This is a genomic window from Kerstersia gyiorum (genome assembly GCF_048595715.1).
Taxonomy (GTDB): domain Bacteria; phylum Pseudomonadota; class Gammaproteobacteria; order Burkholderiales; family Burkholderiaceae_B; genus Kerstersia; species Kerstersia gyiorum.
This window is the reverse complement of record NZ_CP169556.1, coordinates 1,064,610-1,077,647: the sequence shown is the minus strand read 5'-3', so window position 1 is coordinate 1,077,647 and position 13,038 is coordinate 1,064,610. Positions and strand designations below refer to the sequence as shown.

The 13,038-nt window shown below is 60.8% G+C and carries 11 protein-coding genes, 1 tRNA gene and 1 pseudogene; 6 read left to right on the top strand and 7 right to left on the bottom strand.

Annotated features, from left to right (window positions below; all coding sequences use genetic code 11):
• Positions 1 to 31: 31 nt before the first annotated feature.
• Positions 32 to 1,420 (bottom strand): ATP-dependent RNA helicase DbpA, encoded by a 1,389-nt coding sequence (dbpA, locus tag ACEW7X_RS04725; RefSeq protein WP_068374106.1) that lies wholly within the window; start codon positions 1,418 to 1,420, stop codon positions 32 to 34.
• A gap of 212 nt (positions 1,421 to 1,632) precedes the next feature.
• Between dbpA and ACEW7X_RS04720 the strand changes: the two genes are divergently transcribed.
• Positions 1,633 to 3,168: a phospholipase D family protein gene (locus ACEW7X_RS04720; RefSeq protein ID WP_420177685.1), complete on the top strand. Its 1,536-nt coding sequence runs from the start codon at positions 1,633 to 1,635 to the stop codon at positions 3,166 to 3,168.
• 25 nt (positions 3,169 to 3,193) lie between these two features.
• Here the strand turns inward: ACEW7X_RS04720 and yddG are convergent, their stop codons facing one another.
• Both yddG and ACEW7X_RS04710 read right to left on the bottom strand, forming a co-directional pair.
• Positions 3,194 to 4,087 (bottom strand): aromatic amino acid DMT transporter YddG, encoded by an 894-nt coding sequence (gene yddG, locus ACEW7X_RS04715; protein ID WP_420177684.1) that lies wholly within the window; start codon positions 4,085 to 4,087, stop codon positions 3,194 to 3,196.
• 138 nt (positions 4,088 to 4,225) lie between these two features.
• On the bottom strand, positions 4,226 to 5,410 hold the full coding sequence (locus ACEW7X_RS04710) for an MFS transporter (protein WP_420177683.1): 1,185 nt from the start codon (positions 5,408 to 5,410) through the stop codon (positions 4,226 to 4,228).
• A gap of 168 nt (positions 5,411 to 5,578) precedes the next feature.
• Between ACEW7X_RS04710 and ACEW7X_RS04705 the strand changes: the two genes are divergently transcribed.
• Positions 5,579 to 6,505, top strand: coding sequence for an AraC family transcriptional regulator (locus ACEW7X_RS04705; RefSeq protein ID WP_420177682.1), 927 nt, complete (start codon positions 5,579 to 5,581; stop codon positions 6,503 to 6,505).
• A gap of 20 nt (positions 6,506 to 6,525) precedes the next feature.
• On the opposite strand, the gene ACEW7X_RS04700 is transcribed toward ACEW7X_RS04705, so the two are convergent.
• The 3 genes from ACEW7X_RS04700 to ACEW7X_RS04690 are packed head-to-tail and all read right to left on the bottom strand — an operon-like array spanning position 6,526 to position 9,019.
• Entirely contained in the window at positions 6,526 to 6,849 is a 324-nt protein-coding gene (locus ACEW7X_RS04700) for a DUF3817 domain-containing protein (protein ID WP_420177681.1), read from the bottom strand.
• Positions 6,850 to 6,878: 29 nt separating this feature from the next.
• On the bottom strand, positions 6,879 to 7,886 hold the full coding sequence (locus tag ACEW7X_RS04695) for an arsenic resistance protein (RefSeq protein WP_420177680.1): 1,008 nt from the start codon (positions 7,884 to 7,886) through the stop codon (positions 6,879 to 6,881).
• A gap of 5 nt (positions 7,887 to 7,891) precedes the next feature.
• The gene (locus ACEW7X_RS04690) at positions 7,892 to 9,019 is read right to left on the bottom strand and encodes an NAD(P)/FAD-dependent oxidoreductase (protein ID WP_420177679.1); all 1,128 of its coding nucleotides are present in this window, start codon (positions 9,017 to 9,019) and stop codon (positions 7,892 to 7,894) included.
• 130 nt (positions 9,020 to 9,149) lie between these two features.
• On the opposite strand from ACEW7X_RS04690, the gene ACEW7X_RS04685 reads away from it, so the two are divergent.
• The 4 genes and pseudogenes from ACEW7X_RS04685 (at position 9,150) to ACEW7X_RS04670 (ending at position 11,765) form a co-directional block, all read left to right on the top strand.
• The gene (locus ACEW7X_RS04685) at positions 9,150 to 9,392 is read left to right on the top strand and encodes a hypothetical protein (RefSeq protein WP_420177678.1); all 243 of its coding nucleotides are present in this window, start codon (positions 9,150 to 9,152) and stop codon (positions 9,390 to 9,392) included.
• Between the two features lie 65 nt (positions 9,393 to 9,457).
• Positions 9,458 to 9,533 (top strand) — tRNA-Gly (locus tag ACEW7X_RS04680).
• A gap of 232 nt (positions 9,534 to 9,765) precedes the next feature.
• A pseudogene (locus ACEW7X_RS04675) lies at positions 9,766 to 11,091 on the top strand (tyrosine-type recombinase/integrase); the annotation flags it as partial.
• Positions 11,092 to 11,141: 50 nt separating this feature from the next.
• Entirely contained in the window at positions 11,142 to 11,765 is a 624-nt protein-coding gene (locus tag ACEW7X_RS04670; protein WP_130487182.1) for a response regulator transcription factor, read from the top strand.
• A 290-nt stretch (positions 11,766 to 12,055) separates the two neighbouring features.
• Here ACEW7X_RS04670 and ACEW7X_RS04665 read toward each other — a convergent pair whose 3' ends face one another.
• Entirely contained in the window at positions 12,056 to 13,036 is a 981-nt protein-coding gene (locus ACEW7X_RS04665) for a hypothetical protein (protein ID WP_130487183.1), read from the bottom strand.
• Between the last annotated feature and the right edge of the window lie 2 nt (positions 13,037 to 13,038).

The following is a 13,038-nucleotide window of genomic DNA, read 5'->3' as shown; positions in this document are numbered from 1 at the left end:
CTGGCCCATCCATTTCATGGCAGGCCCTGATTCAGAATTCCTCCAGAAAACGCATGCGGAAGCGTTTCCCCTTGATATTGCTGTTGGAAAGCCGTGAAAACGCCTGTTTGGCGATCTTGCGGTCCAGGGCCACGTAGGCGTTGTATTCGGTAATGTTGATCTTGCCCACTTGTTCGAATACCAGGCCGCCGTCTCCCGTCAGCGCCCCCAGCAGATCGCCCGGGCGCAGCTTGTCTTTCTTGCCCCCCTGGATGCAGAGGGTGATCATGGGCGCGCGCAACGGACGATCCGCCTTGGGCCGCAAGGCCTTGATGTCGGCCCAGACCAGCGGCGTGCCCTGGTATTGCTCAATCAGGTTGGCCCAGCGCATTTCGTCCGGCGAACACAGGTTGAGCGCCAGCCCCTTCTGGTCGCCCCGGCCGCTACGGCCGATACGGTGGATATGAACCTCGGTATCCTTGGTCACGTCCACGTTGATCACCGCCCCCAGGTTCTGGATATCCAGGCCGCGGGCCGCCACATCGGTGGCCACCAGCACGGCGCAGCTCTGGTTGGCAAACTGGATCAGGATTTCGTCGCGCTCGCGCTGTTCCAGGTCACCATTGAGCGCCTGCGCGCTGATGCCTGCGGCCTGCAGGCGTTCCACCAGGTCATGGCTGCGGATCTTGGTATTGCAGAACGCCAGCGTCGATACTGGCCGGAAATGCCCCAGCAGGGTTGCCACGGCATCCAGCCTTTCGTTGTCTTCGATTTCATAGAAGATCTGCTCGATGCGGCTGGCATCATGCTGCGCCTGCACCTTGACCTCGACCGGGTTGCGCAGGAACCGGGCGCTGAGTTTGCGGATGTTTTCCGGGTAGGTCGCCGAAAACAGCAGTGTCTGGCGCTTGGACGGGCAACGCGAGGCGATGGCGACGATATCGTCATGAAAACCCATGTCCACCATGCGGTCGGCTTCGTCGAGTACCAGCGTGCTCAGGCCGGACAGGTCCAGGCTGCCACGTTCCAGGTGGTCCTGGATGCGGCCCGGCGTCCCCACCACCAGATGCGCGCCGCGCGCCAGTGATTCCACTTGCGGACGTGCCGACGTTCCCCCACACAACGTCAATATCTTGACGTTAGGAATCAGGCGCGCCAGCCGGCGCAGCTCCTGGGCCACCTGTTCGGCCAATTCGCGAGTGGGGCAGACCAGCAACGCCTGGGGCGTCTGCTGGTGCGGCCGCAGCGTCTGCAGCACCCCGAGGCCGAAGGCAGCCGTCTTGCCGCTGCCTGTCTTGGCTTGCGCGATGAGATCACGGCCCTCCAGGATAAGCGGCAGGCTTTGTGCCTGGATGGGCGTCATCTGTTCGAAACCCAGGCTTTGCAGGTTTTCCAGCAAGGCGGGCAACAGGGGCAAGGAAGAAAATGGCGTCTGGGTCACAATAGAACGGATCGCTAAAACCGCGAAAAATGGAATCGACCGACAGTGTATGCCGGCCTGGCCTGCTGCGGGCGCAGCAAAGGCGTGCCAGCCAGAAATACACTGCCTGAATCCCGCAAGCAGGCATAGGCCCGCGCTGCGCCAGCGCCGGAAATTTATGTGACAATCCCCACACGACATCGACACGTAGACGCACCAGGCAAAGGACAGCCATGTTACGTAGCGGGATTGCCATCATCGCGGCAGGCCTGGTGTCCTCCTGTGGCCTGCCCCCGCTGGATAACCGCAGTGAATCCCAGGCGACCATGACGCAAGAAGGACTGGATACACGGCTGGGCCAAAGCCTGGCACCGTTGGCCGCACAGCACCCCGGCCTGTCCGGCGTACTGCCGCTGACGGACTCACTGGATGCATTCGCCGCCCGCATTCTGCTGATCGCCGCTGCCGAACGCAGCGTCGACGTTCAATACTATATCTGGCGCGACGACATCACTGGCAACCTGCTGCTACGAGCACTCCACGACGCCGCACAACGCAAGGTACGCGTACGGCTGCTGCTCGACGACAACGGCACGAATGGCCTGGACAGCAAGCTCGCACTGCTGAACGCCGAGCCCAACGTCGAAGTGCGGCTGTTCAACCCCTTCCCCTTCCGTGTTTTCAAGCCGCTGGGCTTCCTTACCGATTTTCGCCGGCTGAACCGGCGCATGCACAACAAATCCCTCACCGTCGATGGCCAGGCCACCATCGTCGGCGGGCGCAATATCGGTGACGAGTATTTCGGCGCCACGCAAGCTGTCGCCTTCGCCGACCTGGATGTACTGGTAACCGGCCCGGCCGTCAACGCTGTTTCCCTGGATTTCGACCGCTACTGGAACAGTCCGTCCGCCTATCCGCTGGAACAACTGATTTCCCCCCCCGGCAGCCGCAAAACCCAGGCGTTGCTGCAGGACGAAGCCAACGCCGCGCTGGTGCCCAAGGCCCATGCCTACGTGCAGGCCATTACCCAATCCCGCTTCATCGAAAACCTGCATGCCGGCCAACTGGCTTTCCTTTGGGCCCCGGTACGCCTGGTCAGCGACGACCCTGCCAAGGCCTTGGGCCAGGCTTCGCCCGACAAACTACTGATGGCGCGCCTGGCAGACGTACTAGGCACGCCAACCCATTCGGTCGACCTGATTTCCCCTTACTTCGTGCCTACCAGTCAGGGCGTGGAAGCCTTCGGCAAACTGGCTGAACAAGGGGTGCATTTGCGGGTTCTGACCAACGCCATGGAAGCCACTGATGTACTTGCAGTACATGCAGGCTACGCCAAATACCGCGTGCCCTTGCTGGAACAAGGCGTGGAGCTGTACGAATTGCGGCGCAATTCCGATTCCGAACGGCCCAGGGAAAAGGCCGGCCCCTTCGGCAGTTCAGGCTCCAGCCTGCATGCCAAGACCTTTGCCGTCGATGGCGAACGTGTTTTCGTCGGCTCGTTCAACTTCGACCCGCGCTCGGCGCAGTTGAACACCGAACTGGGCTTTGTGATCGAAAGCGCCGCACTGGCCCAGGCCATGTCCCAGGCCTTCGATCACAGCGTGCCCCGTTACGCCTACCAGCTGGAACTGGATGACAAGCATGAAATCGCCTGGCTGGAACAAGGCCCTGATGGCGTCATCCGGCATACCAGCGAACCGTCAACCTCATTCTGGAAGCGGACGTACCTGCGCCTGTTGTCCATTCTACCGATAGAACCTTTGCTGTAGCGTTCGTGCAGGCCACCCGGCTGACCTAGCCTGTGCGTGCACGGCTGCGCGTTGCCACCCAGCAAAGTATTGAGCCTGCGCACACCATGCCCGCCCCCTGCCAGAACGCCAGGGACAGCGGCGTATTCAATAGAAGCGCGGCCAAGAGCGCCGATAGCACCGGTATGAAATATGAGGCCCCCGCCAGGATGGTGACGTTGCCATGCAGAATGCCAACATTCCAGGCCGCATAGCCAAACCCCATGGCCGCTGCCGCCAGCAACAGGTACACCACGCTCTGCCATGACCAATTCATGGTTTCGCCGCCCATGGCGGCATATTTGATCCACAGCGCCAGCGCGACCAGCATGAAGAAGAAGGTCACGCCATTGCGGCCTTCTGCCATGCGCGCCGTCACGGTGCAGTACACCGCCCAGATCACCGCGCCGGCAAAGGCCAGGCCATAGCTCAAGGGGTTGTCGCGCACGTTTTCCCACATGCCGCCGATATCCAGCCCCTGATCACCGCCCAGCACCCAGCACACGCCTGCGATCGCGATGACAAAACCCGGGATAATCAGCCAGCTGGCTTTCTGCCGATTGAACAGAATGGCGAAAACCATGGTCAGCGCCGGCCACAAGTAATTGACCATGCCGACTTCAATCGCCTGACGACTGGTATGCGCGTAGCCAATGGAAAGCGCCAGGCACAGTTCATAGGCCACGAACAGCAAGCTGCCCCAGAACAGATAGCGGCGGGGAAATTCGCGTATCCGGCTGGGGCCTACCGTTAGCAGCAGGAAAATGGAAGCCACTGTATAGATCAGCGCCGCGCCCCCCGTCGCCCCGAAGTACTCGCTGACGCCGCGAATCAGGCCAACAATGGCACTCCACAGCACCACCGCGATCAAACCCACCAAAGTCGCCTTGCGTGCATTCATCTCTTGCAACCTCTTCCATGCCACCCTGCCGCCCCCGATGGCCGGGAGCGGCGCAACCATCTAGTTTATCTGCTGGTGCGGGCCGGCCCAATGCCCGGTGCCATGAAGCATGGCACGCATGGAAGACCGAGCGACGAATCAGGCCTGGGCCAGTATCTGCTGCTGCGTATTGAGGCGGTTGCGCATGCACCAGGCCAGCAGGCAGGCCACGCACAGAACGCACAGGACTGCACCCAGCGTATAGCGCAGGCCCATGGAATCCGACAACAGGCCGAACAGCGGCGCCACCATGCCACCGATGGACATGGCCAGCCCCAGGGTGATACCACTGGCGGTCGCCTGATTACGTGGCAGGTAATCCTGCGCCAGCGTCACCTGCGGGGCAAACGGCAGGAACATGCACAGCCCCAGCAGCAGGGTGCAAACCCAGGCCATGGTAGGCGAAGACGCCAGCACCAGCCCCGCCAGCGATGGCAGTGCCAGCAGATAGCCCATGCGAATGGCTGGCATGCGTCCCCAACGGTCGCCTATCCAGCCGCCCAGCAAAGTGCCTGCAGCGCCTGCCGCCGTGAATGTCGTCAATGCCGCCGCCCCTTCAAACGCTGTGCCGCCCAATTCGCGCGTCAGATACAGCGACAGCATGGACACCACCGTCACGTAGGGAATCGACCAGCCGACAATCACCCCGCACAGCAGGAAAAACGCCTTCCAATCATTCTCCGCCAGGATCTTCCTGCCCCCCACGGCCAGCGCTGCCGGCTGCGACGCCACCACCCGCCTGCGGCCATCGTTGCGGGTCCAGACCATCCAGACACCGAGCATGAACAGCGCCGGGATCACCAGCAGCCAGCTGAGGCCCAAGGCGCCGCCACCAACAACCGCAGCTGCCAGCAATGGCGCGAACGACGCCCCGATCGTGCCACCCACCGAGAAAACACTCATGGCTTTCTGCGAAGCGCCACCCGCCACCCGGGCGGCAACCGTTGCCGGCGGATGATAGGCCGCAATGCCCAGCCCACACAGCGTTGCTGCAATCCAGCTGCCCCAGTAGGTCGGGCTCATGCCCATCAGCACCAGGCCGATGGCCGCCACCATGAAGCCCAGGGGCACCATCCACGGGCGCGCGGCACGATCCACGTACAGGCCGAACAGCGGCTGGACAACACTGGACAAGGCCGTGGCGGCGAGCATCAGCCCGCTGACGGCGGTATAGCTGTAGCCACGTTCCAGCGCCAAGAAAGGCAGCAGGGCCGGCACCAGCCCCTGGTAAAAATCGTTGACGGCATGGGTACCCGTCAGCAGGCCAAGACGGGCGCGGTTCATGAGGCCCTCCCGGACGGGCGGGCAGGCATGGATGGCATGGACATCATTGATTCCTCGATACAGGTAAATGGAAATGGGAATCAACGCATCTTAAAGATCGGCCGAATTGCAATCCTGCGAAAAAAGCACAACAATCGTCGCGAAAATGACAAGCGGTCAGGAATACTCATGCCAGATGTCCAACCTTCGCCTGACGACCTTCAGTGGGCGACCACGCGCCCCGGCCTGGTCCGCGTACCAGACCCGCATGCCTCGCCCATGCAGGGCGAACACACCGCCAGCCCTGTCGTGGCCTACGGCACGGACATGCCGGCCAACGCCCATATTCCGCCTCATACGCATAGGCGGGCACAATTGCTGCACGCTACCGAAGGCGTCATGCTGATCCGTGCGGAATACGGCAGCTGGGTCGTGCCGCCGGGATGCGCGGTCTGGGTGCCGCCCGGCATCTGCCACGACATCCGGATGGCCAACCAACCCGTCGCCATGCGCACCATCTTCGTGGAACCGGGCCTGCGCCCCACCCTCTGGCCGCACTGCCAGGTCATCGAAGTTGCGCCGCTGCTGCTGCAGCTCATCCTGGCGGCAACCCGACTGCCGCTGGACTACCCGGCAGGCGGCCGGGAAGAACGCATCATGAGCCTGATTCTGGATGAGATCGAAACCGCCCATCCGCTGGCGTTGCATGTGCCCATGCCCGCCCATGCCGGGCTGCGCGAACGCTGCCGGGCCTTCATCGCCAGCCCGGCCGATGCCGCCAGCCTGGAAAGCTGGGCCGATGGCCTGCACATGCATCCCCGCACGCTGGCACGCCTGTTCCAACGCGAAACCGGGCTGAACTTCGGCGCCTGGTGCCGGCGTACGCGCCTGCTGCTGGCCGTACCCATGCTGGCGTCGGGGGCTTCCGTGCTGGAAGTGGCCCTGGCGCATGGCTACGACAGCCCCAGCGCCTTCAGCGCCACCTTCCGGCAACATTTCGGAACCACCCAGTGCCTATCAGCCAGGCCGATCAACCCGGCCTGTGGCCTTCCTGGCGGCACCAGGCTGAACCTCGGGGCAAATCCTGGGAAAAACCGTCTACCTGCCGGGTGGTGAGGCCCGGCCCTGCCAGATGATCAGCGCTGCGCCACGTGACCAGACAGCAAGCCACGGCGCTGGAACCAGATTTCCAGCGGCCAGGTCACCAGCGGCGGAATCGCGGCCAGAATCGCCAACCAGGCATCGCTGGCCTGCCAGCGCAGGCGTTTCGCCGCCACGATTGCCACGACGAAATAGACCAGGAATGCCAGCCCATGCAAGCGTCCGAACCACCAGACCAGCTGATCCGTCGTGCCCGAGCCGTATTTGAGATACATGCCCAGGAGCAGACCGGCCCAGGTAATTGCCTCTATCAGCGCACATACCTTGAAAAGCCTTGCAATACCGGACTGCTGTGCCATAAATCCACCCATTTTGCTGACGATGAGAATCAATCCGGGATTGTAGCCCGCCCCATCGGCCCGGCGGGACCGCAGCGCGCCTTCTGGCCAAGCAACAGATGGCGCAGCAGTGCCAGATGGGGAAACTCCAGCAACATGCCGGCCACGATCGCGGCATACACCAGCGGCTGCCCTGGCAATACGGCCATCGTGACGGCCAGCATCAGGGGTGCGTTGCGCGCCGCCAGCGTCATCGTCAACAGAACATGCTCGGGATATTTCAAGGCACACCAACGACTGACGGCCTCGCCCAACAGAAATGTCACGGCGAAAAACAGCATGGCCCCCAGCAACAGGAAAGCGAAATTTTCAGCCTGCGACACAATCACCGTGATATTCGCCGAGAAAATCTCCAATACCAGCACTGCCAGCACCCAGGGCACCAGACGGTCAGTCCAACGCAGTACCTGCTGAAAACAGCCATCACTCAGGAAGTGGCGCAAGCCCTGGTGCAGCAGCACGGCAACCGCCAGCGGCAGCAAAAACCATTGCCATAGCGTTATCCACGGCATACCGGCGTCCAACGCCGCCTCCTGCCCGGCAAATAACGGCAGATACACCGGGTACAGCAACAACTGCATGGCCATGTTCAGGGGAATCAACGCCGTTCCCAAGGCCACATTGCCATTGGCAAGACGCGTGAAGCCCAGAAACCAGTCGGTACATGGCGCCATGAAATAGATCGCCAGGCCAAGCATCAGCAAAGGCTGCCCCGGCAACACCAACCGGGCAATGGCGTACCCCAGCCAGGGCACGACGGCAAAATTGAGCACTACGGCCAAAACCAGAAAACCGGCCTGGGTTGCGGACCGGCCTATCGCCCCACGGCGCCCGGGCACGCCAAACAAAAGCAGGCTCACCAGGCACAGCAAGGTCGCATCGACATGCCCCTCCAGCCAGGCGGCAGCGGGCGGCATCACCTCGCCAATCAACGCCCCGCCCAGCATCGCAGCCACCAGCAACAGGGAAAATCCCGCGCCCGGCCATTGCCTGCTCATCGTTTTCAACACTCGCAACCCTCGCAGCATTCACTATTGCCAAACGGCCCCCATGCACCGGCCCCGGCTTGCAGCTGTCCAGCATCCAGCCCCAAGCGCTCTGCAATCTGGGCGGCCACCAAACCGAAACGCTGCCGGAACTTGTAGATGAAGCAGTAAATCCGCTCGTCCTGACGCACCTGCGGCCCCACCAGAAACAGGCCTGCCGCGCGGGTGGACTCATCGCAGGCACTCAGGGCAATCGCACCATCGGGGCGCCTGTCCCACAAGCCCGAAATCTGGCAGGCGCCGCCCCCTTTGACAAACCCCGTACCCAACACAGGCGGCTGGGCGGCGCTCCACTGCCTGCCATCCGCTGCTTCAATCCGGAAACCGCCGCTGCGCAGGCGGCTTACACCCGTCACATCCACGCCGAACACGATCTCCAGGCGCTTGCTGTCCAAGGCCTCATACATACGCTCACGGCTATAGGGCGACAGTGACAGGCTGGGGTCGTAACTCCCTTGCGGGTCCCAACTCTGCTTGCGCACCAGCAGACGCACCTTGCAGCCCTGCCGCACCAAATTCACCGTCGCATCCACGCCGCTTTCATAGCCGCCGATCACCGTCTGGTGCACGGGCCGGAATGCCTGCCAGTCTTCCACCTGGGCATAGTGATGACACCATTGCGCGCCAGGAAACGGCGCAAGCGCCGGAAACTGGAACTCACCGGCAGCCCAGATCAGAAAACGCGTCTGCAGCACGCCCTGCTGCGTGCGCACCTGGAACCCGCCGCCAGGCAAGGCTTCCACCAGTTGCACGCGGCAACGCGACACCACCGGCAAATCGTGACGCGTCACCAGCAAAGAAAGGTAATCGGCATACTGCGCGCCCGAAGGATGCTCCGTGCCACTGAAAATCGCCGGGGAACTGTACTCAGTCACCGCATTGAGGTCCGCCAGCCCAAACGGATTGCTATGAAACGAAGGCGTGATGAACCGTGTTTGCCTGGGCCAGCGCCGAAACGATTCACCCACATCCCCGGCTTCCAGCACGCCGTAGCGCAACCCTGGCAACCGTGCCAGCGCCACAGCCATCCCCACCCCGGCGGCTCCCGCGCCCACCACCAGGACATCAAGCTTGCCTGTCAACATGAACGAACACTCCCTGCCGCCCCCCAGGATTCCTCTACAGACCTGCCCACCATTGCCATCACTCCCCACAGAACATGAAATGTTATAACATATTTAAATTGAGATTCATTTCCGCTGGAGCCAGAACGTCATGTCCGCCCTCATCCCCCGCACTTATGAACAATGGCGCCACTGCATCGAGCGCGAATGTGGCATCCCCCTGACCGCCGCCTTCATTGCCCAGCGCTTGGCCACCTGGCGGAACCCTGAGGTAGAAGAAACCCGGCGATTCCGCAAACGGTATGGCGACGCCCACTGGCAGGCCGTCCTGCACTGGTTCGAACAGGCGGCCCAGGAAGCGCAAACTGAAAACGCCCGGCCAGAACCCACCTGACTTGTCAGAAATAAATTTTTAGGTGTATTATTGCGATCTGTTCGCTGCTGCAACGGCGCGAAAATGCGGGAGTAGCTCAGTTGGTAGAGCGCAACCTTGCCAAGGTTGAGGTCGCGAGTTCGAGACTCGTCTCCCGCTCCAATTCATATTCTGCAGACGTCCACTGGTTTCTCAGTGCGTCTGCAGTCAATTGATTCGAAAGAGTTTTCGCTCTACGGATCGTCCAGCGAAGCCTACCGGCCTCCACTGTCAACCACCCCAAAGTAGTACACGTTTTAGTACACGCAAATACGGGTGGCGCGCAGTGCGCATTGTTTGCTGAATCACTTTCCCCTTGAGCAGTACACCTCTCCTGACTCAAGGAGATGTGCGCATGGCGCTTACCGATGCCGTTGTCCGGCAGGCCAAGACCACCGGCAAAGCCTATACCCTCAACGATAGAGACGGACTGTCACTGTTCATCAGCAGCAAAGGCGCCAGGAAATGGCACTTTCGCTTCTGCTGGATGGGTGCGCAGCATCGGCTGGTGCTGGGGGCTTATCCTGAGATTTCGTTGCGGGAAGCACGCGATGAGTGCGAGGAACTGCGGGCGCAGGTGGCGCGTGGCGTTGATCCACGTGTTTATCGTTTGCAGGCCAAGGCGGCTGCGCTGGCTGCACCGACGAATACGTTTGCAGCGGTATTCAAGGCTTGGCGTGACTTCAAGGCGCTCAGTCTCAAACCCGGGCGGCAAAGCACGCTGTCGCAGATTGATCGGATATTCCCCAAGGATGTACTGCCCAGGCTGGGGCAGTTTTCTATCTTCGAGGTAGACAACCCTCACCTGCTGGATGTGCTGCGAAGGATTGAGCGGCGTAAAGCTTTCACAACTGCAGAGAAAGTCCGCACCTGGCTCAGGCAGTTATTCCGCTATGCGATGGTTGAAAAAGGTCTGCGCTACAACCCGGCGAGTGATCTGGATATTGTCGCGGCACCGAAACCGCCGGTTTGCCATAACCCGTTTCTGCGCATGGAAGAGATGCCGGTGTTCATGCGGGCGCTGCGGGATTATGGCGGGTCTGAGGTGACGAAGCTGGGGCTGCGACTGCTGCTGTTGACTGCCGTGCGGACGGGGGAATTGCGGCAGGCTACGCCGGATCAGTTCGATCTGGAGCGCGGCCTATGGATCATTCCGCCAGTGGTCGTCAAGCAGTTGCAAGTCAAGTTGCGTCGGGAAAACAAGACTCTTCCACCCTATGTCGTGCCGCTCTCGCGGCAGGCTATCGAGATCGTGGAATATCTCTTGCAACAGCAAGCCCGGCGTCCAGCACAGCACTATCTGCTTGCCCATCGCAGTGACCTCAAGCAACGCGTCAGTGAAAACACGCTCAATGGTGCTTTGCGGCGCATGGGATATGCCGACCGGCTGACAGGCCATGGTATCCGCGCCACGATTTCCACGGCATTGAACGAGCTGGGGTATCCAAAGGAATGGGTTGAAGTCCAGCTGTCGCACGTCGATCCTAATCAGGTGCGGGCTGCGTATAACCATGCCGCCTATGTTGAACAACGGCGGACGATGATGCAGGCTTGGGCGGATCGGCTGGATGCATGGGCTGATGGCCGGGATGTGTCGAGCGCTGTCATGACGCATCCCAGTCACGCTGAGAATTTCCTTGCCCAGCACACAACGCCTGTTGCATCTCAACGGGTGACAATGGCTGCGCATGGACAGGTCGATGGTGCAGCCTTTGTTCGGAGGGCTGGGACATGACTGAGCATCTTGAGCAGAGCCCGCCCATCATCATTGTTGATCGCTGGTCCATGACGCGTGTGGGATTGCGTACCATTCTGGAGGAATGGAATTTCTGCCCCGTGGTGCCAGTCGCTGATTGGAATGGCTTGGCGGCGTGGCATGGGAGAGCCATCGCGCTGCTGATCGTTGGAACCGGCCAGGCGGGAGATGGGCTTGATCATTACGTTTTACGGATCAGGCGGAATTTCCCTGGCGTGCCGGTGGTTTTCCTGTGCGACAGGCAGCCCGCCTTGCATCTGGCGCTGGCGCGGAAGCTGAGAGTTAATGGATGCTTGTTCAGGCAAAGCGATGAGTGCGCAATTCGGGCGGTGGTGAGCGTGGCGTTGACGGGAGATATCCACTATCCACGGGTGGATGGCGCCGCGGCGGGTGATGGCCCTGCCTGCCATGATTTTTCGGTACTGAGTACGAGGGAATTGGCGATTCTGCGGTTACTGCTGCGGGGGCAACGGAACAAGGAGATTGCACGTGGGTTGTGCCTGAGCGAAAAGACGGTCAGTGCGCATAAGCTGGCGGCACTGCGCAAGTTGAATGTGAAGTCAGTACTGCACGTCAGACCTCCGGATGAAACAATCTAGCAACAGCAAGGGCCGGCCTGATGGACCGGCCTTTTTCTTGACCTTTTCGAGGTAAGACCATTGCCCCCTTCCATTACCTTTTCACCCTTGGGGCATTTACTATGGCTGCTAACGGCCATGAGCTGTCATTAGAGGTCGGTGGCAGCGGTCACTTGATGTTTGATTTCACCTGCCTACACGGCTTTCCGCACGGGGCTGGTGGAATGATGGCTTAGGCAGACCACGTAGCTCTGCTAGATTAGGGGCCAGCATCTGGTCGCGTGATGGTTCGTCCGTTTGTGGTGCCAATGCTAGCTCCCGCCTCGGAACAGGGCCGAGCGCGCTGTGATGCGCTCGCCGTTTGACAGCAATTGCACCAGCCAGTTGTTCTTGGAGTTGATAAAGACGTTGCTCAGCACGACGTCGAATTTCTCCTTTGATACGACCATGGTTTCGCTGTCCAGGTCGGCTAGCGTACCAGCGAGGTAGTCCGGGAGCCTGACCAGTTCATCAAAGCGGTGCTTGCCCGTCTTCTCTGGAATTTCAAAGCTAAGGGTGGCCAGAGAAGCGCCAAGGTTCTGAGCGTTCCGCTGCTGCGGTGTGGTGAACTCGATTGCCTGGATAAGGTAGTACACGTACGCTAGGTCAGACACCACGGCATCATGGCGCTCAAAGAGTGCATCTCGGTCAGAAATCCAACGGATTACCCTTGCGCTCACCGTCTGGTTGAGCATGTTGCAAAGGGTCGCGATCATTGCAGCCACCAGATGAATCTGCCTGGCCAACTTCGCATTCACACCCTTGTGGCCCAGATCTCGTTCGAAGGCCTTCAGCCGCTTGATGGCGCTGCGGTGATAGTTGATGTCGCGCGCATCCTGGTAGAGCGAAAGGCGGTCATCCATGAAGGATATAGCTCCGGCGACTAGCGCGTTCATGGCCTCTATGCTCAGGTAGTCGCGCAGCAGCGCAGCCTCTCGCCTCATGACGAACGAGACGCTGAACGTCACAGGCACCTCACAGGTCAGATACTGGATAAGACCAAGCGGAACCTTGCTTGTGTTCTTCAGATCCTTGGGTGCCACGCCGGCTATGTACTCGCAGATGTTCTCCGCCTTGTCATGGGGTGCGACAACTACAAAGCTAAAGACGTCGTTCCCCTTATTGACGTCACCAATACAGTAGTCAGAGACCACTGACCATGGCATGCCAGCTGGATAGCGAGCGAACCACTGCTTCAACTGTAATCGCATTGTCGCAGTGGCTTGAACTAGGACGGGAAGCAGGTCAATCATGG

Coding starts and splice junctions, on each gene's coding strand:
- ACEW7X_RS04720 (WP_420177685.1), top strand. CDS start 1,633: ATGTTACGTAGCGGGATTGCCATCATCGCGGCAGGCCTGGTGTCCTCC.
- yddG (WP_420177684.1), bottom strand. CDS start 4,087: ATGAATGCACGCAAGGCGACTTTGGTGGGTTTGATCGCGGTGGTGCTG.
- ACEW7X_RS04710 (WP_420177683.1), bottom strand. CDS start 5,410: ATGAACCGCGCCCGTCTTGGCCTGCTGACGGGTACCCATGCCGTCAAC.
- ACEW7X_RS04705 (WP_420177682.1), top strand. CDS start 5,579: ATGCCAGATGTCCAACCTTCGCCTGACGACCTTCAGTGGGCGACCACG.
- ACEW7X_RS04700 (WP_420177681.1), bottom strand. CDS start 6,849: ATGGCACAGCAGTCCGGTATTGCAAGGCTTTTCAAGGTATGTGCGCTG.
- ACEW7X_RS04695 (WP_420177680.1), bottom strand. CDS start 7,886: ATGAGCAGGCAATGGCCGGGCGCGGGATTTTCCCTGTTGCTGGTGGCT.
- ACEW7X_RS04690 (WP_420177679.1), bottom strand. CDS start 9,019: ATGTTGACAGGCAAGCTTGATGTCCTGGTGGTGGGCGCGGGAGCCGCC.
- ACEW7X_RS04685 (WP_420177678.1), top strand. CDS start 9,150: ATGTCCGCCCTCATCCCCCGCACTTATGAACAATGGCGCCACTGCATC.
- ACEW7X_RS04670 (WP_130487182.1), top strand. CDS start 11,142: ATGACTGAGCATCTTGAGCAGAGCCCGCCCATCATCATTGTTGATCGC.
- ACEW7X_RS04665 (WP_130487183.1), bottom strand. CDS start 13,036: ATGATTGACCTGCTTCCCGTCCTAGTTCAAGCCACTGCGACAATGCGA.